Source organism: Rheinheimera sp. (assembly GCF_037442345.1).
GTDB lineage: Bacteria > Pseudomonadota > Gammaproteobacteria > Enterobacterales > Alteromonadaceae > Pararheinheimera.
The window spans coordinates 72,491-98,427 of sequence record NZ_JBBIQL010000004.1 but is presented as its reverse complement, the minus strand read 5'-3'; the positions used below and the strand labels follow the sequence as shown (position 1 = coordinate 98,427).

Sequence of the window (25,937 nt, the reverse complement as noted above, 5' to 3'; positions counted from 1 at the left end):
AAGCCGTTACAGGAATTATTCATGCAAGTTCAGATGCAAACTCCTGCTTGCAAGTTGGGTAAATAGGGCAGGTATTAGCCATCAATGGCATCTGTTTTTCTTCGATTGTTACAGTATCTGTAACTACAGATTGAAATTCTTGCTTACAAGTTGGATAGATTGGGCAGGTATTAACCAACCATTGCTGATACTGAGCTCCTAACACAGATTCAACATTTGAATTCCCCTGAACAGAAGCAAACATAAATAAGGAAACAGCTACCAATTTTACTAAGCTTTTCATCGATTTGACCTCAAGTGGTGATTAGACGCCACTGAGTTTGCTCGACAACTTGAAAATTGAGCTGATGAATTACATATAATTTTTTAATTAATTTATGGTGTAACGTTCAGTACCGCTATATCAATATCCCTGGTATCACCAATAACAAGATAAATAAAACGCTCGTCTGAGCTAAGGCTGAAGCGGCTTGTATACAGCTCTGACCCTTCTCCGGTAGCCACTATATTCTGTTCCTTAAAAGAATAAAAAAGCACATTGTTGTTATTCTTTTCATCCTGACCACTAAAATAAATTCCTTGTTCAGAAACTTCGATTCGAGGATCGAATACCAGTCTGTTAAGTAATTCAGCAGACAATTCCATTTCTTTATTCTGATACAACAAGCTATATTTTCGAGTTTCCGCATCTCTTGTTAACAAATAATTTCCTTTGCTGCTGTATTCATATAAATCAGCCCCTGCTAAAACCAGTTCAGAGCTGTTATTTAAAGGATCGTACTTCATCACCTTCCAGCGTCCTAAAGTATTGCTTGAATAAAAAAATGCGTCAGAGAGTGGATCTATGCTGATATTTTTCGTTGGAGTATTGTCTTCAGCTAAGGCTTTTTTGCCACCCTCAGCGGTAAAAACCCAGAGTTGTTGATCAATAAGTGCCAATAAATAGTTTCCTGACATAGAAAACTTCATCTCAGAAATAGTAACCTGCTTCTTAAAATTGCTGATCATCTTCTGTTCGCCGTTGGCAGAAGACAGCCAGATTTGTGGCAATCCCGTCCGCTTAGAAACAACTGCTAACGGCTTATCTGCTTTTGGATTGACAGCAACCAAATTTTCATCTCGGTTTGATTTAAAAACTGTTTCATTCCGTTGCTCCGCATTTACCACTTTGTTGTTATATTTCTTTACGTAATAAGCCCCAAAGCGGCCTATGCTGCCAATAAATCTATTTTGTGGGGTAAGCAAAATCTCATAGATCCTGTTGTCCGTTACTATCGCAGTTTTCTGGACTGGTTTTGCCAGATCAACTTTCTCTATACTGTTGGCAAATGATGGAAAAAAGATCGTTTGATCGTCTTTAGACCAAACCAGATCTCCCGGATAAGCATTTTCCAACTTTAACAGCATCGCAGTTTCCTGACTTCGCAAATCCATCAGCCATAACTGCACCGCTTCACTGGCAATATCCCGCAAAAAAGCGATCTGATCGCCTTTATTAGAGTAACGAGCGACAAAATCACCAAAGCCTTGGGCCGAAGGTAGTAACAGCTTTCTGGCATTTTTTGTCTGAAAATCATAACTGAATATGGCCATCCGAGCTTCTTCAGCTTCGGAGCTCGAATACAACAAAGAATTCCCGTCCGGTGACCAGCTAATTCGGGCTGACACGCTGTTTTTGCCGCAGTCTGTCAGCTTTTCGTCTTTCAATACGGAACGGTATTCATCGTCAGCCAGGGTTAATAAGCGGATTTCGCAGTGTTCTCTGAAGTGCAGGCGTTGGTAAGCAATCTGACGGCCATCCGGACTGAAACCTGCTCCAAAATTATCGGTGCCATTGTCCACCAGGGTGTATTTTTGCTGGGTGGTTAAATCCTGCAGCATCAGTGCATGTTTTAACTGACCGGCTTTGGCATAGCTGTACGCCAGATAGCGGCCATCTTTGGACAGGCTTGGGTAGTATTCAAAACCATCCATAGAGGACACCGGAGCCCAATGACCAAACAGAACTTTATCTTCAGTTTCTTCCGGGTCCGGTTGCAGATAAAACCAGCCGAACACCCCGGCGATCAGAACACTGGCAACCCCAGCAGCCCACAACCACTGTTTAGGTGTTTTCACTGGTTTAGCGTCAGGAGTTGCAGGGGCGCTGATTTCAACGACTTCCACTGTCGCGATAAAGCGATACCCCCTTTTATTGATCGTTTCGATATAAGTGGGGGATTTGACATCGTCAGACAACACATCCCGCAGAATGCTGATCACCCGGGCAATCCGGCCGTCTGTGACCGAACTCAAATGCCAGACTTCTTTTAACAGCTCTTCTTTACTGATCAGGCGGCCGGGGTTCAGCAAAAAATAATTCAGCACACTCTGGCACAAATTATCCAGCTCCAGCTTCTGCTGAACCTTTGCCTGTTCATCCAGCTTCACCAGTTTGTCGAGCTGGGGTAAATACCACCAATCCCCAACTTTTAATTGTGCCGAAGGTCTGTTCAATGTGTCTCCGTGTTCAGTCGCAATCCGATAATGGAAGCCGGGTTATAATCTTAGGCAAAATCAATGCATTATCACAGTAGTCTTCTACTTCCTGACCAGAAAAAACAGAAAAACGGCCTAATGTTACATCCACAGGTACAGCCCTGAACAAGGAATTCGGTGGTGTCTGGCGGAAGTACTGAGCAAAGAGCGTCAGTGCACCTGAACCGCCGGTTAAACCTATCGCTTTATTGTCATCCCGGCCCAGCCAGATGGTCACCGATGTTTCATGATCAAAACCGGTAAACCAGCTGTCCCGATGATCACTGGAGGTGCCGGTCTTGCCGGCAAAACGGACTCCGGGGAACTGAGTTGCCAGTGATTTAGCTGTACCACTGCGGGCGGCCTGCTGCATAGCATACTGCAGCAGATAATCGGCTTCTTCTGTAATTCTTTGTTGCACAATGTTTCTGCGCTGATAAATGGTCTGGCTTTGTGGCCCGGTAATGGCCTCTATGGCAGCCAGCTGCTGGTATTTTCCTTTGTTCGCTATGGTCTGATACAGTTGAGCCACTTCGGCCGGAGTCAGTTCTATCGCCCCTAAAAAGGCCGAAGGTTGCAGTGTTAAATCGCGCTGCAATCCCAGCTGTTGCATACCACTTTTTAATGCAGGCAACCCCAGCATCAATCCCAGCCGCACGGTCGGCACATTCAATGACTCCGACAACGACTGCAACAGGGTCACATTGCCTCTGAATTTTTTATCGAAATTTTTGGGGGCCCAGGGTCCCTGACTGGTTCGCAGCGAAATGGGGCTGTCATCCAGCACGGTCGCCAGACTGAACTGAGCAGGCCTGCTCAGAGCCTGCAGGTACAGCACAGGTTTGACAATACTGCCGATTTGCCGCCTCGCATCGAGCGCTCTGTTGTAACCGGCAAAATGCACATCCCGCCCGCCGACTATGGCTTTGTAAGAACCGGCCTGATAGTCCGTCACCACCATGGCAGCTTCAAGCTTCTCTGACAACGCGTTCAAACGTTGCCGTACCGCTTCCTCTGCCGCCAGCTGCGCCTGCGGGTCCATATAAGTGTAAATTTTCAACCCGGATTGCAGGATGCTTTGCTCCGGAATCAGTTGTTTCAGTTCACGTTTCACCGCATCCAGATAGGCCGGAGCCTTGGCTTTTAAATGCTGCCCCAGCGGGATCACCGCCAGCGGTTGTTCCAGCGCACTTTGGTACTCGGCGGCACTGAGCAACTGCTCGTCCCTGAGCAGTTTCAGTACCAAGTCACGCCGGTCTTTTGCCCGGGCACCAAAACGGCGCGGATCATAATAAGAAGGGCCTTTGACCAGGGCTATCAGCAATGCGTATTCGGCGGGGCGCAGTTCATTCAGTGGTTTACCAAAATAAAACTTACTGCCCAGACCAAAACCATGCACTGCATTGTTGTGAAACTGGCCGACGAAAATTTCATTCAGATAAGCTTCCAGAATTTCGTCTTTGCTGTATCTGTAATCCAGTATCAGGGCAATCAGGGCTTCATTCACCTTACGGATCAGCGTCTTATCTTCTGTCAGGTACATGTTTTTAGCCAGCTGCTGAGTCAGGGTGGAGCCACCTTGCACAGTACGGCCCGCCTGCAGATTGACCCAAAACGCCCGTAACACCGACCAGAGCGACACCCCATGGTGCTGATAAAAATCCCGATCCTCGACCGTCAGTAGTGCATCTTTGATCTTCTCAGGTACATCCTGCAGACTCACCAGTTCGCGGTCTTCCTGCTGTTTGGATACCAGATGATGAATCAGCTGGGGCTCCAGCCGCGCCTTGTTGACTGCTTTTTTCAACTGGTGATCATAAATGGACGCCACCCGGCCAGCACCAAAACTGACGGTAAAGACTTCCTGCTCATCAAAACCATCGGCAAACTGGGCACTGCGCCGGTAAATAATCACCTGCCCCCCTTTTGTCTGGTACTGTCCGGGGCCTGTCAGCTTGTCTACCTTGCGGTACTGCAATAGTTCCAGCTCCTTCAGTAACTGGCCCTGTGTCAGGTTTTTTCCCGGTTTTAATTCCAGACTGCGGGCATAGACCTGAGCAGGAACTTCATACTGATGATTGGAAAACAGTTGGGTAATTTTACTGTCGAGGTAAATCAGGTAAATGCCGAGTGCCAGCATTACCGCCAGGCTTAGTTTAATACTGAGCCACAACAGGTAGCGGCCAAAACCTGAGGTTTTTGCTGTGGCTTTCTTTTTTGTCCGGCTGGTTGTTTTGGTTTTGTCTGTCATTGGTGCATAGCTTTTTTGGTTTTATTGGTTGGCATCGCCTGGGCCGGGTCGTCAGGCCAATAATGTTTCGGATACCGTCCCTTCATTTCCTTTTTTACGTCCTGATAACTGTTGCGCCAGAAACTGGCCAGGTCCTGCGTCAGTTGCAAGGGGCGACGGGCAGGCGATAACAGTTCAATACGTACCGGCTTTTTCCCAAGAACAACGGTAGGAGTGTCAAGCTGTCCGAACATTTCCTGAATACGGATGGAAAGCAACACTTCACCATCGTCCTGATAATGCAAGGGGATCATAGAGCCTGTAGCTGAACGCCAACTGTCTGGGCAGAGTTGCTGCAGTTGCTGCTGGCTCTGGTAGTCCAGCCGTTGCCAGAGCAGCCTGTACAGATCCAGTTTGGCTAAATCTGCCAGCTTATAAGTTCGCCCCAAATAAGGTAACAGCCAATCCGCCGCTTCACGCAATAAGCTTTGTTCATCCATGGCTGGCAGGCTGCTTGCCGACAGGCGTCGTGCCAGTTCAACCCTGTGTTGCAGCTGTCTGGCCTGTTCAGTCCAGGGCAACTGTGCCAGTCCCTGTTCCGTCAGATAGGCTAACCAGCCTTGTTGAATATCCTGCTCCGACAACGCCTGTGTCAGGGTTTTGCGTTCCAGCACCAGTTTACCCAGACAAAGCTGCTGTTCAGCGATGAAACGCCCGGCTTTGTCATCAAAGCCGACAGAATGCAGCTGTTGTAACTGTGGCTGCCAGTTGATTTTCAGTTCATCCAAAGACCAGGGCACCGCCAGACTGGCGATGGCCGTTTCACGAAACAACACATCGGCCACGACCAGCAGTTCTGCACCCTGCAGGCTGCTGTCCGGAAACAGCTGAACCCCGGCACCATTGGCAAGCAAGTACCCCTTACCGCGTTTTTGCGCAATACGGTCCGGAAAGGCCCGGCTCAGTAATAAAGCGGTCAGATGCAAAGGAAACTGAAATGCGCTGTTGATATTCAACTGGCGGGCCTGCAGCCTGGCCTGCTGTAACAAGGCCGCAGGCAATGGCCGGCTTAGCAACTGATCCAGGTGATCTTCGCCACCGGGCCGACGTTGTTCCAATAAGGTCATGAGCACCACGGCTAACCAGGCCGCACCTTGTTCACCTTGCAGTTCCAGCTCCTGTCCATAGTGCAACATAGCCGCCAGTCGGGGGTCGCTGCCTCGTTGCAGCAGCTGGCGGCCAAGCCCAGTAATTTGCTGCTTAGAATCCAAAGCCCCCAGTTGCTGCAGTACCCAACGAGCCTGAGACAGGTTGGCCGCAGGCGGAGCATCGAGCCAGAACAGCTGTTCAGCAGGACAACCCCAGGCTGCCGCCTCCAGCACCAGACCGGTCAGTTCGGATTGAAGAATGGCCGGTTTGGTATACGCCTGCCGGCGTTGCCACAGTTCTGGGCTGTCAAGCCGGTAACAGACCCCGGGCCCTAGACGGCCAGCCCGACCAGCCCGCTGGGTGGCCGACGCCTGACTGATGGCTACGGTTTCCAGCCGGGTTAAACCATGCCGCGGATGAAATACCGCCTCACGCGCAAGGCCGGAATCAATGACCAGGCGGATCCCTTCAATGGTCAGGCTGGTTTCAGCAATATTGGTACAAAGCACTATTTTGCGCCGCCCGGCCGGGCTTGGGGCTATCGCTAACTGTTGTTGTTCCAGTGTGAGCGCACCGAGCAAGGCGTAACAATCCAGCCTTGGGTCTTGATGGTGTTCCAGCAAAAATTGCTGAGCTTGTTCGATTTCACGATGGCCAGGCAAAAACACCAGCATACTGCCCTGCTGCAGCTGGCTTTCCCGCAGCGCCAACCTGGCACATTGCAGCCAGACAGGCTCGGAGGAAGGGGCCTGATAGCGGATCTCCACAGGGTAACTGCGGCCCTCACTTTGCAACACCGGAGCCTCCAGTTGCTTCGCCATCGCTTCCAAATCCAGAGTAGCCGACATAATCAGCAGCTTTAGCTGCTCATTCAACTGCTGTACTTCCAGACACAATGCCAGCGCTAAATCGGCCTGCAATGAGCGTTCATGAAATTCATCGAAAATGATCAGATCGATGCCGGACAGTTCAGGGTCTGACTGAATTTTTCGCAGCAGAATACCTTCGGTGACAATCAGCAAACGAGTGTGGGCAGAAAACTTTTGTTCATGACGGATCTGATAACCAATACGCTGTCCCAAAGGTTCATTCAGCTGAGAAGCCAGATAAGCCGCAATGCTTTTCGCCGCCAGACGCCGGGGTTCCAGCATCAAAATAGTTTTGTGATGCCATTCAGGCTGTTGCAGCAAAAACAGCGGCAAATAAGTGGACTTGCCTGCGCCAGGTGGCGCAGACAACAGGACTTTGCTGTGACGTTGTAAATGGTCCAGCAAAGCAGGACAAATGTCAGCGACAGGTAAGGTCATCGGGTTCTGAGGTTCAGTGTAGATATCCCCATGGTAACGGCTTTTTCCGCTGAACCGAAGCTTGAAAACCCTGACTGCTGAATTGTACAGCAGCCAGCTCTTTTGGAATTGAACTATTCTGCCTGCAGCGTATGGGCGATTAAACGAATGCCCTGGCCTGTGGCGCCAGCCCCCCAGAAACCATTGGCACTGCTGTTGAAAGCTGCGGCCAAATCCAAATGCAACCAGCCTTTGCCGTCATTTGGCACAAAGCGGCTTAAAAAACCTGCCGCATTGCTGGCCCCACCTGTGCCGCCACCTTTGACAGCGCGGCTGTTGGCTGTATCGGCATAGGGTGACGGGCATTGGCCCTGGTGCCATTTTTCCAGCGGCAATTGCCAGGCCGGTTCTGACACTTGCTCGGCATAACCCAGTACCCGGCCAGCCAGCGCTTTATCCAGCGCAAAAACCGCATTGTATTCAGTGCCCAACGCCATCATGGCCGCACCTGTTAAAGTCGCCGCATCAATAATCAGCGGCGCTTTCGATTCAGCAGCGCACATCAGGCCATCCGCCAGCACCAAGCGGCCTTCAGCGTCCGTGTTGACGATTTCGACGCTGACACCATTTTTATAGGTCAGAATGTCGCCCAGTTTATAAGCCCGGCCTGAGATCAGGTTTTCTGCACAGCACAGCACCAGACGGACACGTTTGCTGAAGCCCTGCAGAATGGCCAGAGCCAAAGCCGCCGTCACTGTGGCCGCCCCGCCCATATCGCATTTCATCGTCACCATACCTTCGCTGGCTTTAATGGAATAGCCACCGCTGTCAAAGGTAATGCCTTTGCCCACCAAAGCCGCGGCGACTGGCGCATCCGCCTGACCTGTGGGGTTGTAATCCAGTACCAGCATGGCCGGGTCGCGATCACTGCCACGACCAACGGCATGCAAGCCCACCCAACCAGCATCCAGCAAGGCGGTGCCTGCAATGACCTCGTAACTGACAGCACCTTGAGGCGCAACAGAGGCAATAAAAGCAGCGGCTTGCTCAGCCAGCACCTGCGGCGCTAATTGGTCCGGCGTCTGGTTGATCAAGGCCTTGGCCCAGCTGAAACACTGGTGCAGCTGCTGCAGTTGTTGCTGCTCGGCTGCAGAGCCAGCCCAGCCAATAGCGCCGAGTTTTTTCGCATTACAAAAGCCCTGGTACAAAGCCCACTGAGCATCGACAGTCCAGCCTTCTCCCACCAGTTGTAATTGCTGAATACCTAAGCCATCCAGCTGACGACCGGCTTTCTGCACAGAGCGCAGCAGATCCGTGGCGTTGGCGTGCAGTTGATAACCTGCTGCGGCAGGTGTGAGTAACACATTTTTGCCCCAGCGGCTTTCTGCCGCCTGGGTACCAAAATAAAGTTGAATGGATTCAGACATTACAAAATTCCTATAGCAACTGCAGGCCATGGCCTGCCAGACGGGCCAAGTTTATCACTTTTTAGAGGGCCACTAATACGCTATGCAGCATCTTGGCGCTCAGCAGCACCAGCAATGCGGCAAAAATTTTCTTTAAGGTACTGACCGGCAGCCGGTGCGCCAGTTTCACCCCAACAGGAGCCATAAAAAAGCTCACCAGTGAAATGCAGATCACCGCAGGCCAATACACATAACCACTGCTGTACTGAGGGGTATTCTGTGCGTTCCAACCTGACCACAGGTAACCGACAGTACCAGACAAAGCTATGGGCAAACCGACAGCTGCGGATGTAGCGATTGCATTGTGCACCCGTACATTACACCAGGTTAAAAAAGGCACGGTCAGGGAACCGCCTCCTATGGCCACCAGCGCCGACACGCCGCCAATGCTGAGCCCGGCCAGGCTAAGCCCCCCCCAGCCCGGCAACTGACGGCTGGCTTTGGGTTTGACATTCAACAGCATTTGCAGGGCTATATAGCCCATAAAGCAGCAAAAAAACACCGCAAGCGCCAGCGAAGGCAAAGCACCGGCTATCCATGCGGCTCCTAAAGTACCAGCCACTATAGCCGGGCTTAAACGCCAGACGACGGGCCATAAAATGGCGCCATGCTGGTGATGGCTGCGGATACTGGACACAGAGGTCAGCACTATAGACGCCATGGAGGTTGCCAGTGCCAGATGCACCGATTGCGCTCCGAGGCCCTGCGCCAAAAACATAGAGGTCAGTACCGGTACCATAATACCGCCGCCGCCCACCCCAAGCAGACCGGCAAAAAAACCAACCGCAGCACCTAAGGCTAAATAGGCCAGTAACCATTCCGACAGCATTACCATCTCCATCATGATAAAAATCAATATTTTAATCAAAGATACCACGAAATAAGCTGTTGAATTCCGGCCTGAGACTGAGAAAAAGTGTTCAAAATTTCGAAAAGCGGATGACGCTGCCCCTTTGCCTCTGTATACTTCGGCCGCTTTTTTAATAGTGATTGCGGCTGACATAAATTTCTGCTATCACTAGCCGCCAACTTTTTGCTTGGCACTGTTTTACAGGAGATGATCATGCCAGAAGGCAAAACCATAACAACTCTGGGTCTGTTGGCCCTGGCCGGTGTTGAGCCCTACCAGGCTGCACCAGGCGAAGAGTATATGAACTCAAAACAGCTGGAGCATTTCCGTAAAATTCTGGATGCATGGCGTCAGCAGTTACGTGAAGAAGTCGACCGCACCAAAAACCATATGGCGGACGAAGCAGCCAACTTCCCGGATCCGGTCGACCGTGCCGCTCAGGAAGAAGAATTCAGTCTGGAATTACGCGCCCGGGATCGTGAGCGTAAATTATTGAAAAAGATTGAAAAGACACTGCAAAAAATTGAAGACGAAGATTTCGGTTATTGCGATACCTGTGGTATCGAAATTGGTATCAAACGTCTGGAAGCCCGTCCAACAGCCGATATGTGTATCGACTGTAAAACACTGGCGGAAATCAAGGAAAAACAACTGGGCGGCTAACGATGCCTGAGTTGAACTCCCGCTACAGGGGCCGGTTTGCGCCATCGCCATCCGGCCCTTTGCATTTTGGCTCCTTAGTCGCTGCAGTCGGCAGTTATCTGCAGGCCAAATCCCAACAAGGCGACTGGCTGGTCCGGCTGGAGGATATCGACCAGCCCAGGATGGTCAAAGGGGCTGCCGATGCCATTTTGCGCAGCCTCGAACTTTATGGGTTGCACTGGGATGGTGATGTCTGGGTGCAAAGCCAGCGCTTAGAGCGTTACCAACAGGTACTGGACCAGTTAAGCCAACAACAGCGGGTTTACGGCTGCGACTGTCCACGTGCCAGAACCTCCCAACTCGCGCAAGGCTACGACGGCCATTGCCGGCAACGTCAGTTGAGCCAGGGTTCTTTGGCGTACCGGCTGAAAGCGCCTCCGACGGCCACTGAATTTACCGACCTGCTACAAGGCCAAACCTTGGTCCCTGCGGCTCTGGCGCAGGAGGATTACATCCTTAAACGTCGCGACGGCCTCTTTGCTTATCAGCTCGTGGTGGTGGTGGATGATATCGACCAGGGCATCACCCAAGTGGTACGGGGCGCCGATCTGATTGACGTCACCTCCCGCCAGCAGGCGCTGTTTACCCTGTTGGGCGCTCCGGCACCTTCTTACCTGCACCTGCCTCTGGCGGTGAAAGAGCCAGGCTTTAAACTGAGCAAACAAAACCATGCGCCCGCCATTTCAGACTGGCCCGTCAGCCAAACACTGAGCACAGCGTTAAGTTTTCTGGGCCACCCTCCCCCATCAGAGCTGAAAGGCGCCCCCGCCCATACATTATTACACTGGGCGGTCTGCCACTGGGATCTGGCTGCTGTACCTGCAGTCAGAGAATTGCCACTCACCATGACGCTTCCTGCGCTTTAACCTTTCATTTTCTCCTTACGCTGCGGTATCATAAGCCGCTTTTTTCAGCGCTTGTTCAGGAGCATTATCATCATTTCGCGTGTTTTGGAATTCTGCCGCCGCACTTTCGGCCAGAGAGCATCAGAGGCAGCCGTCAAGGTAAAAGACGGTGAAAAACGCAGCACAGTGTTGCCTGCGATGAAAAAAATCCCCCGTGACGCGCATGCGGTGTCCCGCAAAGACATCAGCCCTAATGCGTTAAAAGTCTTGTACCGGCTCAAAGACGCAGGTTATGAAGCTTATCTGGTTGGTGGTTGCATCCGCGATTTACTGCTGGGACTGAAACCGAAAGACTTTGATGTGGTCACCAATGCGCACCCGGAGCAAATCCGCCAGGTATTTAAAAACTGTCGGCTGATTGGCCGGCGTTTCCGTCTGGCCCACGTGGTGTTTGGCCGCGAAATTATTGAAGTCGCCACCTTCCGTGGCCACCACAGCGGCGATGAAAGCACCCCGAAATCCAGCCAGAGCGATGCCGGCATGATCCTGCGTGACAACGTCTATGGCAGTATTGAAGAAGATGCAGAACGCCGCGACTTCTCTATTAACGCCTTGTATTATTCGGTCAATGATTTCTGCATTTATGATTTTGCCAACGGCATTGAAGCCATAGCCGAACGCAAAATTGAACTGATTGGTGACCCTGAGACCCGTTACCGTGAAGACCCGGTGCGGATGCTGCGGGCCGTGCGTTTTGCCACCAAACTGAATATGCAAATCGCCCCTGGCACGCTGGAGCCTATTCAGGAGCTGGCTGTGCTGCTGAAAAACATCCCGGCGGCACGGATGTTTGAAGAAACACTCAAGTTATTCCTGGCAGGCAAAGGGTTTGACAACTTTATGCTGCTGAACGAGCTGGGCATCATCAAACAAATACTGCCGTTGGTGGCGAAAAACCTGAAACAGGACAGTGAAGGCAAAATGCTGCAGCTGATCACCAGCGCCATGCAGGACACCGATGAGCGGGTCGCCGTAGACAAACCTGTGACGCCGGCATTTACCTTTGCCGCTTTGTTATGGTACCCGGTGGAAGTGCGGGCTCAGACCTTGCTGATCGAAAGCGGCCTGAATGAGCTGGACGCCTTTAATATTGCCATGATGGAAGTGCTGGACGACGTGCAGCGCAGTATTGCCATTCCGAAACGTTTTACCCTGACCATCCGTGATATCTGGTCTTTGCAGTCCCGTTTAAGCAAAAGAGCTGGCCGCCGTGCTTTTAAGCTGCTGGAGCAGACAAAATTCCGTGGCGCTTACGATTTTCTCTGCCTGCGGGCTAAAGCCGAAGGCGGTGATTTACAGGAACTGGCTCAGTGGTGGCATAGCTTCCAGCAGGAAGATGAAGCCGGCCGGGAACAACTGGTGCAGCAGTTGGGCAAAGAAGGCATTGAACGTCGGCCAAAACGCCGCCGTTCTTACAACAAAACCCGGCGCCCCCGCACCGATCAGAGCGGGTCATGATCCGCTGTTACATCGGCCTTGGTGCCAATCTGGAACAACCAGTGCTGCAGCTGGAACAGGCGGTGCTGGCGCTCAGGCAGCTGCCTGACACTACGCTGGTTGCCGTTTCGGATTTCTATGGATCCAAGCCTATGGGACCGCAGGACCAGCCAGATTATGTCAATGCAGTGGCAGCGCTGGATACCGAACTGGGCCCGGAAGCCTTGCTGGACCAATTGCAACAGATTGAACAGCAACAAGGCCGGCAACGTAAAGCCCTGCGCTGGGGCCCCCGCACACTGGATTTAGACCTGTTACTTTACGGCAATCAGCATATCCACAGTGAACGGCTGACCGTACCGCACTATGGCATGAAACAACGCGAATTTGTGCTTTACCCTCTGCACCAGCTGGCACCTCAGTTGGTACTGCCTTGTGGTACGGCGCTCACCAGCCTGCTGGCGCTGGTCCCTGAAAACGGCTTAACGATACTCAAGTAACTTGACGTTGCGGGGAGACGGCAAGCCAGTGAGACCCCAGGATCATAGTACTCTATGTGACTGGGGCGAAATGGCGCAGCCAACAAAGCCGCAACCTCAAGTACGACGGGTATATACTTTAACCCTTGCTGGCGGCGTAAATTTATGCGAAGGTTCGCGCCGAAAACTCCCTTCGTGGTCGGATGAGAATAAGATGGCCAAAATTACCACTTCAGCCCTGCTGAAAATGAAACAGAAGGGCGAAAAAATTACCGCCCTCACCGCTTATGATGCCAGTTTCGCCAAGTTGTTTGCTGACGCTGGTGTGGAAGTTTTGTTAATTGGTGACTCGCTGGGCATGGTGTTGCAGGGGCACAGCGACACACTGCCGGTGACCACAGCAGATATTGCTTACCATACCCGCAGCGTCCGTGCCGGTGCGCCTTTGGCTTTTGTGATTGCCGATATGCCTTTTATGAGTTACGCCTCTGTTGAGCAGGCTCTCAGCAATGCCACCCCTCTCATGCAGGCTGGCGCCAATATGCTGAAACTGGAGGGGGGCAACTTCTTATTGCCTACCATTCAAGCCATGACAGAACGGGGTATTCCGGTGTGCGGCCACCTGGGTTTAACGCCTCAATCTGTGCATGTGTTTGGCGGTTTTAAAGTGCAGGGGCGGGACGAACAGGCGGCAGAATCCATGTTGCAACAAGCCCTGGCTTTGCAGGACGCTGGCGCTCAGTTGTTGGTGCTGGAATGTATACCCTCCACCTTGGCCAAACGGATCAGCCAGGCCCTGACCATTCCGGTGATCGGCATTGGTGCCGGTGCTGACACCGACGGCCAGATTTTAGTGATGCACGATTTACTCGGCATCAGCTCGGGTTATATTCCGAAGTTCTCGAAAAACTTTCTGCAGGAAACCGGCGATATCAAACAGGCCATCATCAAGTATATTCAGGACGTCAAATCCGCTGCTTTTCCTGGCGCAGAGCACAGTTTCAGCTGAGGTCGGTATGAAGATTATTCAGGATATCCACGAGTTACGTGCCACAGTTCGGGCCTGGCGTCAGGCCGGTGAACGCATTGCCTTTGTGCCCACTATGGGCAACCTGCATCAGGGCCACTTCAGTCTGATTGATGTGGCGCACCAGCAGGCTGACCGGGTCATTGCCAGTATTTTTGTCAATCCGATGCAATTTGGCCCAACCGAAGATTTGGATAACTACCCCAGAACCCTGCAACAGGACTGTGACGGTTTAATTGCTCATCAGGCTGACGCTGTGTTTACACCAACCCCACAACTGATGTACCCGCGTGGCCTGGACGTGCAAAGTTATGTCGAAGTGCCAAAACTCGGCGACCACCATTGTGGTAGCAGCAGGGCCGGTCATTTCCGCGGAGTCTCCACCATAGTGACCAAGCTGTTTAATCTGGTGCAGCCCGATGTCGCCTGCTTTGGCCAGAAGGACTACCAGCAGCTGGCCATTATCCGTCAGATGGTCGAGGACTTATCGATGCCCATTGAGATTATTGGGGTGCCGACCAGCCGGGCTGAGGATGGCCTGGCGCTGAGTTCGCGCAATGGTTACCTGAGCGCAGAACAACGGGCCGTTGCACCAGCGCTTTACCAGAGTCTGCAATGGCTGAAAGCACAACTGCAGACGGGGACCGGTGATTTACGCGCGCTGGAGCAGCAAACCAAACAGCGTTTAGTGGACGCAGGCTTCCGGCCGGATTACCTGAATATCAGCCACCGGCAAACACTGGAACCTGCAAGCAGCACCGCAGAGCCATTGGTGGTGCTGGCCGCCGCTTATCTGGGCAGCACCCGGCTTATCGATAATATTGAAATTTAACCCCTGGGGTCAGAGTACGACTCTGACCCCAGCATGTGTTAAGTTGTTCAGTCTGCTTTAGGCATCAACAGCCACAGCACCAGGTACACCAAAATGCCGGGGAAAGCCGCAGACAACAGACTGATCAGCATATAGAGCAGCCGCACCACGCCCGCAGACCAGCCAAAATAATCGGCAATGCCACCACAAACCCCAAAAATCCATTTGTCGTTGGACAGTTTCAGTACTTTTTCGCTCATCAGCAATCCCCTTTGGCCTTTTGCTCTACCCTAAAGGGCCTGGTGCTGAACTGCAAGCGGCAAAACGCAACAAAATTTGTCGGAAAAAAAACAGCGGCAAGCCGCTGTTTTTTTATGCCTTCTTGGACACCTCTTCAGGCTGCACTATCCCGCGCCAGTTGCAACAGCTTGGGTAAATACTCAGTGTCCTGTGCCGCGATCTGTTGTTGCTCAACCAACACATCCTGCAGGATCTGATCAGTCGTCAGCGGGTTCGCCAGCACCACCCGGAATACCACTGTGCCTTGCCTGTGGTACTGTGCTGGCTGAATACGGGTACGGGACACAAAAGACAGACCCTCTTCGCGCTGACGTTTCTGAATAAAACGGGTCAGGCCGTTGAGCAGCTCATTAAATTTTTGCAGTCGCTCGGCATTGGCCCCTTGCATAGCGGCCTGTACTTCGGCCGGCACATAACGGTAAGTCAGCAGGCAGAGTTCAGGTTCTGTGATCAGTTCAAATTCGCTGTGCTGCTGAATTAATCCGGCAAAATAACGCGCTTTGTCCAAAGAACGGTTAATCAGAATTTCATAACCTTTGCGGCCAATCACCTGCAGACAGGCATGCACCAGCATCGCCATGCCTGGACGGGACCCCTCCAGCGTCTGGCTGCCTAAGTCTTTGGAGCCTTTACGCAGAATATATTCGGCATGATGTTCAATTACATGGGCGGATGAGGGGTGTTTAAACACCACCATACCAGCGCCCATTGGCACATACATTTGTTTATGAGCGTCGATAGTGACCGAATCAGCCCGCTCAATACCAGAGAGCAAGTGGCGGTATTTCTCAGAAAGTAAGGTCGCGCCCCCCCAGGCGGCATCCACATGGAAATGACAGCCCAGTTCGTGCGCTAAATCAGCCAGTTGATGCAAGGGGTCGACATTACCGGTTTCAGTGGTGCCGGCCACGCCGACAATCGCCATCACCTTAATCTGTTTGCGTTGCAGCTCTGCCGCTACCCGGCGCATTTCATCAAGCCGGACTTTGTTGTTCTCGTCAGTCTGCACCGGCACCAGGTACTCACGGCCTATGCCTAACAAGTCGGCGGCTTTGCCCAATGAATAATGACCACGCTCTGACACCAGAATGGCCAAACCTTCATAGCCATAATGCTTCATCGCACGGAATAAACCTTCTTTGGCGACACCTTTAAAATCGCCGTCGGCTTTTAACAAACGGTTACGGGCTATCCAGAGTGCCGTGATATTGGCAATGGTGCCGCCAGAACAGAACGCACCCAGTGAGTGGTTGGCGCTGTGCATCCATTTTTTATAAAAACCGTCCGTTTCGCCGTAGACCAGATGGTGCATCATGCCCAGTACCTGACGCTCCAGCGGGGTAAAGGCTTTGGAGGTTTCAATCTTCACCAGATTCTGGTTCAGCCCCACCATCATCTTCGACAGTGGCAACACAAAATAAGGCAAAGCCGAGGTCATATGCCCAATAAAACTGGGCGCGGCCGTGTGAACTGAATGCGCCACCAGTTGCTGCATAATCTGTTCTGCATAGTCAGAAACAAAACGTGGATCGGCCGGAATTTGATGCGCCTGAAAATCGCGTTCAATCTGCCACAAGGGTTTTTCAACCGCGACAATACTTTCACGCAGAAAACCCGCCAGATTCTGCGAGATATTCTGTTCGATAATGCTTAGCGTAGAATCTGGTGCCTCAGGCACAGTAAAAATCCGCCACAGTGCCTCTTCTGAAGCCGTGGCCAGACGTTTGCTCTGTTCTGTCATTCTATCCTGTCTCGCCGGGTCGGAACTGGCCTGTAATTTTTATTCAGGTGGCCAGATTTTCAGGTCGTTCTAAAAGTCGCCACTGTAATCAATTGCCCGGAAAATGTCTTTAAAAAAATTCATCTGGCAGTCATATTGCGGTGACTGGCAGAAATTGTGCAAATTCAGTGCAGAACCAGAAATCAGCTAAAGGGCTGTCAGGCGGAACGAAATCGGCTAAGCTATCAAAGCTTTGTTTTTAATTCAGTTTTTTTGGGAACATTCATGCTGCGGATCCGTTCAGTGCCTTTTGTGTTGTTTAGCCTGGTGGTCTACCTGGCTGCAGTCAGTGTGTATTGTTACCAGCATTACCAGCACAACTTCCAGAGCCGTCTGGCTCAGGTGGATCAGAAATTGCTCGACGCTGCTCAGGCAGTTCCTTATTTGCTTGGTGAAAACTACCACAGCGGCATCCAGGGTGCGCAGCATATCTCACGCAGCCGTTATCTGGAACTGGCGAAAAACCTGAGTGATTACGCCAAAAAAATCAATATTCAATACCTGTATTCGATGGTGCTGGTGGATGGCAAGGTGCATTTCACTTCGTCCAGTTATACGGAAGAAGATTTACTCAAAGGCCAGTTGAGTTACTTCTACGACTACTACCCTGAAGCCACCGAAGCGAACAAAGCCGCTTTCGCCTCCACCACACCAGTGTTTGAACAATCCGAAGACCAGTTTGGTGAATTCCGTTCCGTGCTGGTCCCCATGACGAGTTCAGATGGCACCGTCTATCTGGTGGGAGCGGATATAGCGCTGGCCGACATTGAGCAGTGGCTGGTGCAAAGTTTAACGGAAGCCATTTCCTCCAGCGCCGTCTTCTTCGCCCTGGCATTATTATTGGCGCTTTGTTACGCCACTTTGCTGCGGTACAACCTGACGACAGATCCTTTATCCGGCTGCCGCAATGGCCTGGCTCTGGAAGAGCATTTACGCAGTGGCAGGCCTTCAAACAGCCAGCTGGCCATAGTGCAGGTCAACAATCTGGAAGAAATCAGTCACCTCTATGGCACAGCTGTGGCAGAACAGGCCATGCAGCTGTTTATCCTCAAGCTGCAAAACCATACCGGTGACGCCTTCAGTATTTACCGGCTGGCCTTTGAAAAACTGGCTATCCGACGCACCCGTGCCGTGCCTGATCAGGAATTACATGAGCTGCTGACCCACTTTGATTTCAATGAAGCGGTGTCAGACGACCCTTACCTGATATTCACTGTGACTTTGGGCATTGCACAGGGGGACGCTCAGTCAGTGCTGGAGAATGCGACTCTGGCAGTCAACTCAGCCCGACTGCAACAGCAACCGCTGCTGGTCTATTCCGATTCGTTATTAGCATTAAAACAGCACCTGCACACCAATATCAAAATGGCCCGCGAAGTGCGTGAAGCCATAGGCCATGAGCAAGTGGTGCCTTATTTTCAGCCAGTGGTTCATATCAGTACCGGCGAGATTTATCAGTATGAATGCCTGGCGCGGATTTTACGCAGTGACGGCAGCATTCTGACACCGGATCAATTCTTAAGTATTATCAACCGCAGCTACCTTGATGCCGAACTGACCAAAATGATGTTTATCAAAAGTGCCAGTCAGTTTGCCCAGTCTCAGGTCAGCTGGTCGATGAATATTAACTGCCGGGATTTGCTGGATGATGATTTACAGCAATTTTTCCTCGACTATCTGTCGCATTACCCGCAGCCACAACGGGTCTGTTTTGAACTGGCCGAGGCTGGCGTGTTGCCTCAGCTCGATCGCTGTAAAACGGCGGTGAAAGCCTTGCAACAGGCGGGGGCCAAAGTGGTGCTGGACGATTTTGGCAGTGCCAGCGGCATTGGCCTGGCAGATTTACTGCAACTGCATGTGGATGGTCTGAAACTGGACGGCAGCCTGACAGAGCTAATCAGCCATGATCCGGATGTTCAGCTCTTTATTGAACATATCAGCTCATTTGCCCGGCAAACCCAATTACTGCTGATTGCCGAAATGGTCGAAAGTAAACAGGCGCTGGATATGCTGGAGCGCAGCGGTATCCGCTATGCACAAGGTTATTATTTTGGTCCGGCGGCTCCTGTACCGCTGCGTTACCAGGAGAAAGGCCTGTAATTAGGCCGGAGCAGTGGTCAGTGCCGCTAACTGCTCAGGGCTCAGCGGTATTTCCAGCAGCAGCGCCAGCACATAAAGCAGCAAGGATTCCTGCTCGTTCACCAAGTGGTCTGCTTGCACGGCCGCCTGCAGCATCTGCCAGAGCTGCTGCTTCACGGCAGGCGCAGCGTGGATAAGCGGAGGTAACGCTTGGTTCAGCTGCTCCAGACTGACGACTGTCAGTGCTCTATCTGCCGCCAGACCCAAAGCCTGCAAGCCTGCCTGCCAGCTTTGTTGCTGCAAGGGCTGATGCGCCGCTAACTCTGCACAAGCCGCCAGCAACACAAGAGCCTGAGCTTGTATTTGGCTGAACTGCCGGCAACTGTCGTTGCGGTGCAACAACTGGGCATCAAACTGCACACCCACCGTATGCTGCAGCCAGCTGATCACACACCACTCATACAAATCTGTCTGCTGGTCATGTCGCACCAGCTGCTCACAAAGCACTGACAACTGGCGAAACTGCGCCGCACTGAGTTGCTTTAAACCAGGCACAGCCACTTGCAACAACTGCAATTTGTGCAGCGCACTCAGTGGCATCACATCAGGCAACAAGCGCTCAACACTGCGGGCAAACTCCTGCCCCAGCTGCCTGGCTATCAAGGCCAGCTGGTTATCTTTCTGGGGTTGCTGCAGCAAACAGGCACAACAGAGTGCCGGCGCCTGCGCTGTCTGCCGAAGCTGACTTAGCAGCACCAGCGGCAAAGCGGCAAATACGCTGGCTACCTTCGGCTGTGGCGTTTTAGCCGCTGCGGGTTTCGCACTGGCAGTTGGGTTGATGGACGAGCCATCCCACTGTGGGTCCAGCCGTAAAATACGTTCTTTCAGTGGCGGATGGGTGGCCAGCAACCGGGTAAAACGCGGCAACGCATCGGCGAAAAACAAATGACTCATTTCAGCCGCATTCGGATGACGCAACCGGCCATGCTCAGCCAACAGACCAATCCGCTTCAGCGCACCGGCAATACCGGCCGGGTTGCGGGTAAACTGCACCGCACTGGCGTCGGCCAGAAACTCACGCTGCCGGCTGACCGCGGCTTTAATCAGGCTGCCAAAGAATACCCCCAGATAACCGAGCAGCATCAGGCCAAGTCCCAAGATCAGCAGGGCATTGCCACTGTCTTTGGAGTTTGCACTGCGACTTCGGCCACCGTGACGCAACAGAAAGTAACCGCTATGGCCAATAAATTCGATACCGTGCAGCAGTGAAATCAGCCGGATATTCAGCCGCATATCGCCGTTGAGGATATGACTGAACTCATGAGCAATCACACCTTGCAGTTCATCCCGGCTCAGCTGTTCAATACAACCTTGTGTCACCCCCACCACGGCATCTGCCGGTGAATAGCCAGCAGCAAAGGCGTTAATGCCCTGCTCTGGGAGTAAATAAACCGGCGGTACCGGCACCCCGGAGGCAATGGCCATTTCTTCCACCACATTGAGCAGCTGGCTCTGCGATGCATCTGCCAAAGCCCGGTCCAGCCGTTGCCCACCCAGCGCCTGCGCCACCGCTGGTCCACCCTGCCCCAACGCGGCCTGTTTAAACAAAATGGCAAGAAGCACAGCGCCACAGATGGCAGCACTGAGCCAGCCCATAGTACTCCAGGGCAAACTATGCAGCCAACGACCATCCGGCCACTGGTGCAAGTCCTGATACTGTGCCGGTTCCAGCAGCCCCAACGTCACCAGTAGCAAAAGATTGGTCATCAGCAGCAATAACAACAAGGCCACGCTGAACAACAGCACCAATAAACGGGTATTGCTGCGGGCCTTGTCCTGCTCGGCAAAAAAATTACGCATAGCAGCGCTTAGAAGCTGACTTTCGGTGCAGCCTGAATCGCGGCGCTGTCAGCAAACTCCAGCAAGCGGGCGTCCTGTTGATGACCAAACAGAGTGGCAAAAATCAGCGGAGGGAAACTTTGTTTGTAGCTGTTGTATTCGGTTACAGCATCGTTAAAGGCCTGCCGGGCAAAAGCGACTTTATTTTCGGTGCTGGTCAGCTCTTCCGACAGCTGCATCATGGTCTGATTGGCTTTGAGATCCGGGTAGGCTTCCATCACCATGCTGAAACGGCTCAGTGCGCCCTGCAATGCCGACTCAGCACCCGCCAGCTGGCCAATAGCCGCCGCATCCGCAGGCTGAGCAGCCGCTGCCTGCAATGAATTGCTGGCACTGTTACGGGCGGCAATCACGGCTTCAAGGGTATCGCGCTCATGCGACATATAAGCTTTGGCGGTTTCGACCAGATTGGGGATCAGGTCATAACGGCGCTTCAGCTGCACTTCTATCTGGGCAAAGGCATTCTGGAAACGGTTTTTCAGCAGCACCAGCCTGTTGAAGATACCAACCGCATAAAACACGAGGATCAGTGCTACCACTGCGGCAACAATCGCAACCCACATAGCCACTCCTTGTTTATCTTTTAACCGATAAGTTCAGCTTTTGTCTGATAAAGCAGCAATGTAGCACCGATACTCTGGAATAAACAGCCTAAGGCCTGCGGCGCAAGGTGCAGCCATGCACTGCGTAATACAGGATCATGGCGTAACAAGGCAACATGATGCTGTAACCGGCAATGGCACCAAACTGCTCAGACAAAGCGCCGTAGCCCAGCGGCAACAAGGCACCTCCGGCTATGCCCATAATCAATAAAGCCGATGCCTTTGGGGTTAAAGACGCCAGACCGGACAGCGCCAGTGGCCAGACCGCGGGCCACACCAGCGCATTGGCCAACCCCAGCAGCGCCACCCAGGCCACAGGATCTGGCAGGGTCCCACTACCACTCCAACCCCACAACAGCTCAGACAACCCATCACTCTGCGGGCTTGAGCCTAAAATGCCAAAGGTGCAGACTAAGCCTAAGACCGCTGAAGCGGCCAGCGCCTGGCGTTGTGACAGGAAACGAGGGACCAGTAGCAAGCCAAGGCTGTACCCCAGCACCATAAAGGCCAGGGTGTAGGACGTCAGAGTGGTGACATTCGGCAATTGCAATGCCGCGCCCAGCATGCCAATGGTGTCACCGGCAATCACTTCCACACCGACATAACAGAACAACGTCAGTACCCCACACATCAGGTGTGGGAATTGCCAGACCGACAAGGCTTCACCCACCTCTGACAGCGCCGGCTCTTCCGGCAAATCAGGCAAGGCAGAAAACCGCAGCGCCACCGCCAACAGCAGCATGGCCAATGCAATACCTGCATAAGGCAACATCAGTTGATGCGCCAGCTGTTGCAACGCCTGTTGCTGTTCAACCGGCGCCATCGCAGCCAGACGGTTCGCGTTCAGGTGGTCCAGGTCGGCCAGCACCAGCCAGGTAAACACCAAAGGGGCCAGCACACCGGCACTTTTATTCAGAATACCCATCAGGGAAATACGGGCAGCCGCCGAGCGCTCAGGGCCGACCCGCACCAGATAGGGGTTCGACGCGGTTTGCAGCAAAGTTAAGCCTGAGCCCACCACAAACTGCGCCAGCAAAAATACGCCAAACAGCTGGCTCAGCGCCGCCGGAATAAACAAAGCGCAGCCCAGAGCAATCAGGCCCAAGCCAATGGACATCGCATTTTTATAGCCGGACCAGGCCAGCACTTTGGCCATAGGCAGCGCCATCACCACATACGCAATGTAGAAACTAAAAGCGATCAGCAGGGCTTCAAATTCACCCAACTGGCAAACCAGCTGCAAAAACGGGATCAGCGCGCCATTGAGCCAGGTGATAAAACCAAACATAAAAAACAGTACGCCAATAATGGCGATTGGTTGCAGGCTGTGCTGCGGTGCAAGCGAATAAGTCATTCTGCGTTCCTCTGAGTTAGCGGTTGGGGTTCGCCATGCAGCCAGCACTGGCTGAGGTTCAATTGTGAGTCCAGAAGCAACATGGAGGCGGAGCTGCCAGCCTGCACTACGCCAAGCTGAGCTAAGCCCAGCATGCGGGCTGGGTTGGTGCTCAGGGCTTTTAAGGCAAAGGACAATGGCAGTGCCAGGTCTGTGCAAAAATGTTGCAAGGCGGTCGTCATGTCCAGCGCCGATCCGGCCAGCGTGCCATCCGGCAAGGTCAGCTTCAGGCCATCACGGCGGATCTCAGTGTTCAGATAGGCCAATGTCTGCAATGGGCTGCCGGTATGCGCCATCGCATCTGTCACCAGGATCAGCTTGTCGTCCCCTTTACAGCGCGCCGCCAGCAGCGCCGACAGCGGATGCACATGCAAGTGATCCAGAATAAGGCCACAATAGGCCGGGCTGATCAGCGCTGCGCCCACCATACCTGGCTCCCGGCTGGTCAGAGGCGACATGGCGTTAAACAAATGGGTAAAGCAACAGGCCCCGGCATCCAGTGCCGCCAGGGCCTGCTCTGCGGTGCAGGCGGAATGGCCCAGACTGACCAGCACGCCCTCGGTGCACAGCTCACGGATTTGGCTGACCGGCACCGTTTCCGGAGCCAGCGTCAGCAGCACTTTGCCCAGGTCAGACCGGCACACCAGCTGCATTTCCGCATCAGTGAAGGGCCGGATTTGCTCAGCAGGATGAATGCCGCGGCGCGCCACCGACAAATGCGGCCCCTCAAAATGAATACCCAGCACTGTATGGTCAGCTTGAGGTAACAGTTCGGCAACTGCATCGGCGCCTTGCTGCATCACCTCAAGGCGGTCAGTGATCAGGGTCGGCAACAAGCCGGTCGAACCAAACTGCAGGTGGGCATCACTGATCCGCCGGAGCGCCGCCACAGTCGGCTGCTGGTTAAACAACACGCCACCGCCACCATTGACCTGGATATCAATAAAACCGGCGCAGAGTGTGCCTTGCAGCTGGGTTTGCTCCGATGGCGGCCGGACTCCGGCCTGTACAGCCAGGATCCTGTCCTGTTGCCAGTCCACCCTGACATCCTGCAGCAACTGCTGGCCATCAAAACATTGGGACACGTACAGGCTGTTCATCGGGTTATGGTTACCTTATTCAATCCCACAGGGGCATCCGGGTTTTTCCCCATGGCCAGAGCCACAGCTTCAATGTCCAGATAAAAACGCTGCATCAGCAGCAAGGGCTGCAACCGTGGATGCACCGCCGACAAACCAGGCACCAAATGCAGTACTTTGCCACCGCGACGTTGCACTTCAGCAACCTGGGCCTGATGCGCCGCCATCGTCTCGTCGCTCAAATCAACATCCAGCAGGGTCAGCGGCTGATTCAACAACGAAATAGGCCCATGTAAAAACTCAGCGCTGCTAAAGGCTTCCGCCTGAATGCCACAGACTTCTTTAATTTTCAACGCGATTTCCCGTGCAATGGCATACCCAAAAGCGCGGCCAAGCACCACAGAATGACGCAGTGCCTGCACTTGCTCGGCCTGCAACTGGGCAGGTTGGTTCAGTATCTGCAGCAATTGCTGTGGCAGTTGCTGCAGCGCCGTCAGTAACTGCCGGTCCTGCTTCCAGTGCGCGACCAGAGACAACAGTGCCGACAGGGTACAGAGATAACTCTTGGTCGCCGCCACCGCTTTTTCCGGGCCAGCCAGCAAAGGGATGGCATAGTCCGCCAGTGCAGCCAGCGGCGAGCTGATATCATTGACCAGTGCCACCACCAGAGCACCACTTTGTCTGGCGGCTCTGGCCTGCGCCAGTAAATCTTCACTGCGGCCAGACTGCGAAATCAGCAGCACCAAAGCGCGCTGCAGTTTGAGCTGCTGGCCAAACAGGCTGGCGACAGATGGCGCAGCAGCTGCCACCACCACGCCCAGCTCCACTTCAATCAGATAACGGGCAAACACGCCGGCATGGTCGGAAGTCCCCCGCCCGACAATGTACACAAAGGCCGGGTCAAACTGGCGGATCTGCTGTGCTATGGTTTGATACAAGGCCGCGTTTTCACGCAGTTGCTGCTCTATCCGCAGCCCGCTTTCGCTGGCTTCCTGGCGCATTAAGGTCATGGTGAAGTCTCCATAAAAAGTTGTCGTGCCAGCGCCACTGCACCGGCTTCTGCTGAGCTCAGCACCGGGCTGAGCTGTTGCGAAAATGAGTCAGGCAAGAGCTGGCTCCAGGCGGGTGCCAGGCCGCCCAGCATGGCAATCCGGTTGGCGCCGGTTTGCTCCAGCCGCTGCAGCAGTGCCTGGATATAAGTCAGCCCCAGCTCCACTATGGCCATCGCCTTGGTGTCGTGCTGTTGGTGCCACTGCAGCACTAAAGGGGCCAGCACTGCATAATCAACCGCTTTGTAGTGCAGGCAACAAGCCACCAGATCCATGTTGCTGCGCACCGCCAAAGTGCGGCACAGCGCCTGTGTCAGACCGCTGGGCGGCTGCAGGCCATCCAACACGTCCAGCGTGGCACAGACAGCCTGCCAGCCCAGCCAGGCCCCACTGGCTCTGTCACCCAGAGGAAACCCCTGAGCACTGAATAAATGCTGCGTGCCAGCCACAGTCGAAAAAGCAGAGGTGCCGGTACCGGTAATGACGATGCCTCCCTCCAGCCCGCCATGGGCGCCAACACAGGCGATATGCAAATCTGTGGTCACTTTGATTTGAGCAAAGGGGTGTTGCCACTGCTCCATACGCGTCAGCGCGCTGGGGACATTCACACCAGCCAGACCCACTACCACCTGGCAGTTGCCAAGCGCCGATTCAGAAAACCCTGCGCTGGCCAGCGCCTGACAACTGGCGTCCAGCACTGAGCGAATGGCCTGCTCAGTGTCCGTCGCCGGGTTGGCAGGCCCGGACAGAGCCTCCGCCAGCACATGACCCGACGCACTTTCCAGTCGGGCCCTGCATTTGGTGCCGCCACCATCTATCCCGATAAAAAGTTGTTGTTTGCGCAGCACAGTTCCCCCTGTGGTTGAAGCCGCTGATTTCGGGCAAGCCGAGGCCATT

21 protein-coding genes are annotated in these 25,937 nt (G+C 53.3%); 7 read left to right on the top strand and 14 right to left on the bottom strand.

The genetic code is table 11. From position 1 onward, the window contains the following. Nucleotides 1-19: 19 nt before the first annotated feature. From WKJ04_RS03320 to WKJ04_RS03295, 6 genes are all read right to left on the bottom strand, one after another. On the bottom strand, nt 20-283 hold the full coding sequence (locus WKJ04_RS03320; protein WP_337879112.1) for a hypothetical protein: 264 nt from the start codon (nt 281-283) through the stop codon (nt 20-22). 92 nt (nt 284-375) lie between these two features. Next, entirely contained in the window at nt 376-2,496 is a 2,121-nt protein-coding gene (locus WKJ04_RS03315) for a winged helix-turn-helix domain-containing protein (protein ID WP_337879111.1), read from the bottom strand. A gap of 13 nt (nt 2,497-2,509) precedes the next feature. Beyond that, the gene (gene mrcB / locus WKJ04_RS03310; RefSeq protein ID WP_337879110.1) at nt 2,510-4,768 is read right to left on the bottom strand and encodes a penicillin-binding protein 1B; all 2,259 of its coding nucleotides are present in this window, start codon (nt 4,766-4,768) and stop codon (nt 2,510-2,512) included. Continuing rightward, nucleotides 4,765-7,203, bottom strand: a complete 2,439-nt coding sequence (hrpB, locus tag WKJ04_RS03305; RefSeq protein WP_337879109.1) for an ATP-dependent helicase HrpB — start codon at nt 7,201-7,203, stop codon at nt 4,765-4,767. The genes mrcB and hrpB overlap by 4 nt, the downstream gene beginning before the upstream one ends. 113 nt (nt 7,204-7,316) lie before the next feature. Then, on the bottom strand, nt 7,317-8,609 hold the full coding sequence (pepB, locus tag WKJ04_RS03300) for an aminopeptidase PepB (RefSeq protein ID WP_337879108.1): 1,293 nt from the start codon (nt 8,607-8,609) through the stop codon (nt 7,317-7,319). A 61-nt stretch (nt 8,610-8,670) separates the two neighbouring features. Next, a complete protein-coding gene (locus WKJ04_RS03295) occupies nt 8,671-9,492 on the bottom strand; it encodes a sulfite exporter TauE/SafE family protein (protein ID WP_337879107.1) in 822 nt (273 codons plus the stop codon). 219 nt (nt 9,493-9,711) lie between these two features. On the opposite strand from WKJ04_RS03295, the gene dksA reads away from it, so the two are divergent. The 6 genes from dksA to panC all read left to right on the top strand — a co-directional run bounded on the left by dksA (nt 9,712) and on the right by panC (nt 14,880). After that, complete coding sequence (gene dksA, locus WKJ04_RS03290; protein ID WP_337843033.1) at nt 9,712-10,161, top strand: RNA polymerase-binding protein DksA; 450 nt, start codon at nt 9,712-9,714, stop codon at nt 10,159-10,161. 2 nt (nt 10,162-10,163) lie between these two features. Next, nucleotides 10,164-11,066 carry a tRNA glutamyl-Q(34) synthetase GluQRS gene (gene gluQRS / locus WKJ04_RS03285; protein ID WP_337879106.1) on the top strand — a complete coding sequence of 301 codons (903 nt, stop codon included), beginning with the start codon at nt 10,164-10,166 and terminating at the stop codon, nt 11,064-11,066. 177 nt (nt 11,067-11,243) lie between these two features. Next, nucleotides 11,244-12,563 carry a polynucleotide adenylyltransferase PcnB gene (gene pcnB, locus WKJ04_RS03280; RefSeq protein WP_337879105.1) on the top strand — a complete coding sequence of 440 codons (1,320 nt, stop codon included), beginning with the start codon at nt 11,244-11,246 and terminating at the stop codon, nt 12,561-12,563. After that, nucleotides 12,560-13,042, top strand: coding sequence for a 2-amino-4-hydroxy-6-hydroxymethyldihydropteridine diphosphokinase (folK, locus tag WKJ04_RS03275; protein ID WP_337879104.1), 483 nt, complete (start codon nt 12,560-12,562; stop codon nt 13,040-13,042). Before pcnB ends, folK begins: the two co-directional genes overlap by 4 nt. 193 nt (nt 13,043-13,235) lie before the next feature. Further along, a complete protein-coding gene (gene panB, locus WKJ04_RS03270; protein ID WP_337879103.1) occupies nt 13,236-14,030 on the top strand; it encodes a 3-methyl-2-oxobutanoate hydroxymethyltransferase in 795 nt (264 codons plus the stop codon). A gap of 7 nt (nt 14,031-14,037) precedes the next feature. Beyond that, nucleotides 14,038-14,880, top strand: coding sequence for a pantoate--beta-alanine ligase (panC, locus tag WKJ04_RS03265; RefSeq protein ID WP_337879102.1), 843 nt, complete (start codon nt 14,038-14,040; stop codon nt 14,878-14,880). Between the two features lie 47 nt (nt 14,881-14,927). Here the strand turns inward: panC and WKJ04_RS03260 are convergent, their stop codons facing one another. Further along, nucleotides 14,928-15,119 (bottom strand): PspC domain-containing protein, encoded by a 192-nt coding sequence (locus WKJ04_RS03260; RefSeq protein WP_337879101.1) that lies wholly within the window; start codon nt 15,117-15,119, stop codon nt 14,928-14,930. A 134-nt stretch (nt 15,120-15,253) separates the two neighbouring features. Beyond that, entirely contained in the window at nt 15,254-16,900 is a 1,647-nt protein-coding gene (gene panP / locus WKJ04_RS03255; RefSeq protein ID WP_337879100.1) for a pyridoxal-dependent aspartate 1-decarboxylase PanP, read from the bottom strand. Nucleotides 16,901-17,164: 264 nt separating this feature from the next. On the opposite strand from panP, the gene WKJ04_RS03250 reads away from it, so the two are divergent. Next, the gene (locus WKJ04_RS03250; RefSeq protein ID WP_337879099.1) at nt 17,165-19,039 is read left to right on the top strand and encodes an EAL domain-containing protein; all 1,875 of its coding nucleotides are present in this window, start codon (nt 17,165-17,167) and stop codon (nt 19,037-19,039) included. Here WKJ04_RS03250 and WKJ04_RS03245 read toward each other — a convergent pair whose 3' ends face one another. The 6 genes from WKJ04_RS03245 to WKJ04_RS03220 all read right to left on the bottom strand — a co-directional run bounded on the left by WKJ04_RS03245 (nt 19,040) and on the right by WKJ04_RS03220 (nt 25,936). Then, nucleotides 19,040-20,878, bottom strand: a complete 1,839-nt coding sequence (locus tag WKJ04_RS03245) for a M48 family metallopeptidase (protein WP_337879098.1) — start codon at nt 20,876-20,878, stop codon at nt 19,040-19,042. An 8-nt stretch (nt 20,879-20,886) separates the two neighbouring features. Further along, on the bottom strand, nt 20,887-21,480 hold the full coding sequence (locus WKJ04_RS03240; protein WP_337879097.1) for a LemA family protein: 594 nt from the start codon (nt 21,478-21,480) through the stop codon (nt 20,887-20,889). Nucleotides 21,481-21,568: 88 nt separating this feature from the next. Continuing rightward, nucleotides 21,569-22,873 carry an MFS transporter gene (locus WKJ04_RS03235; RefSeq protein ID WP_337879096.1) on the bottom strand — a complete coding sequence of 435 codons (1,305 nt, stop codon included), beginning with the start codon at nt 22,871-22,873 and terminating at the stop codon, nt 21,569-21,571. Continuing rightward, entirely contained in the window at nt 22,870-24,012 is a 1,143-nt protein-coding gene (gene nagA, locus WKJ04_RS03230) for an N-acetylglucosamine-6-phosphate deacetylase (RefSeq protein ID WP_337879095.1), read from the bottom strand. The genes WKJ04_RS03235 and nagA overlap by 4 nt, the downstream gene beginning before the upstream one ends. Next, nucleotides 24,009-25,001, bottom strand: coding sequence for an SIS domain-containing protein (locus tag WKJ04_RS03225; protein WP_337879094.1), 993 nt, complete (start codon nt 24,999-25,001; stop codon nt 24,009-24,011). The genes nagA and WKJ04_RS03225 overlap by 4 nt, the downstream gene beginning before the upstream one ends. Further along, nucleotides 24,998-25,936 (bottom strand): BadF/BadG/BcrA/BcrD ATPase family protein, encoded by a 939-nt coding sequence (locus WKJ04_RS03220; RefSeq protein WP_337879093.1) that lies wholly within the window; start codon nt 25,934-25,936, stop codon nt 24,998-25,000. Before WKJ04_RS03220 ends, WKJ04_RS03225 begins: the two co-directional genes overlap by 4 nt. Between the last annotated feature and the right edge of the window lies 1 nt (nt 25,937).

Coding starts and splice junctions, on each gene's coding strand:
- panP (WP_337879100.1), bottom strand. CDS start 16,900: ATGACAGAACAGAGCAAACGTCTGGCCACGGCTTCAGAAGAGGCACTG.
- WKJ04_RS03250 (WP_337879099.1), top strand. CDS start 17,165: ATGCTGCGGATCCGTTCAGTGCCTTTTGTGTTGTTTAGCCTGGTGGTC.
- WKJ04_RS03225 (WP_337879094.1), bottom strand. CDS start 25,001: ATGACCTTAATGCGCCAGGAAGCCAGCGAAAGCGGGCTGCGGATAGAG.
- panB (WP_337879103.1), top strand. CDS start 13,236: ATGGCCAAAATTACCACTTCAGCCCTGCTGAAAATGAAACAGAAGGGC.
- pcnB (WP_337879105.1), top strand. CDS start 11,244: ATGAAAAAAATCCCCCGTGACGCGCATGCGGTGTCCCGCAAAGACATC.
- WKJ04_RS03260 (WP_337879101.1), bottom strand. CDS start 15,119: ATGAGCGAAAAAGTACTGAAACTGTCCAACGACAAATGGATTTTTGGG.
- panC (WP_337879102.1), top strand. CDS start 14,038: ATGAAGATTATTCAGGATATCCACGAGTTACGTGCCACAGTTCGGGCC.
- pepB (WP_337879108.1), bottom strand. CDS start 8,609: ATGTCTGAATCCATTCAACTTTATTTTGGTACCCAGGCGGCAGAAAGC.
- nagA (WP_337879095.1), bottom strand. CDS start 24,012: ATGAACAGCCTGTACGTGTCCCAATGTTTTGATGGCCAGCAGTTGCTG.
- WKJ04_RS03320 (WP_337879112.1), bottom strand. CDS start 283: ATGAAAAGCTTAGTAAAATTGGTAGCTGTTTCCTTATTTATGTTTGCT.
- WKJ04_RS03235 (WP_337879096.1), bottom strand. CDS start 22,873: ATGACTTATTCGCTTGCACCGCAGCACAGCCTGCAACCAATCGCCATT.
- WKJ04_RS03240 (WP_337879097.1), bottom strand. CDS start 21,480: ATGTGGGTTGCGATTGTTGCCGCAGTGGTAGCACTGATCCTCGTGTTT.
- WKJ04_RS03295 (WP_337879107.1), bottom strand. CDS start 9,492: ATGATGGAGATGGTAATGCTGTCGGAATGGTTACTGGCCTATTTAGCC.
- WKJ04_RS03245 (WP_337879098.1), bottom strand. CDS start 20,878: ATGCGTAATTTTTTTGCCGAGCAGGACAAGGCCCGCAGCAATACCCGT.
- folK (WP_337879104.1), top strand. CDS start 12,560: ATGATCCGCTGTTACATCGGCCTTGGTGCCAATCTGGAACAACCAGTG.
- dksA (WP_337843033.1), top strand. CDS start 9,712: ATGCCAGAAGGCAAAACCATAACAACTCTGGGTCTGTTGGCCCTGGCC.
- mrcB (WP_337879110.1), bottom strand. CDS start 4,768: ATGACAGACAAAACCAAAACAACCAGCCGGACAAAAAAGAAAGCCACA.
- gluQRS (WP_337879106.1), top strand. CDS start 10,164: ATGCCTGAGTTGAACTCCCGCTACAGGGGCCGGTTTGCGCCATCGCCA.
- hrpB (WP_337879109.1), bottom strand. CDS start 7,203: ATGACCTTACCTGTCGCTGACATTTGTCCTGCTTTGCTGGACCATTTA.
- WKJ04_RS03220 (WP_337879093.1), bottom strand. CDS start 25,936: ATGGCCTCGGCTTGCCCGAAATCAGCGGCTTCAACCACAGGGGGAACT.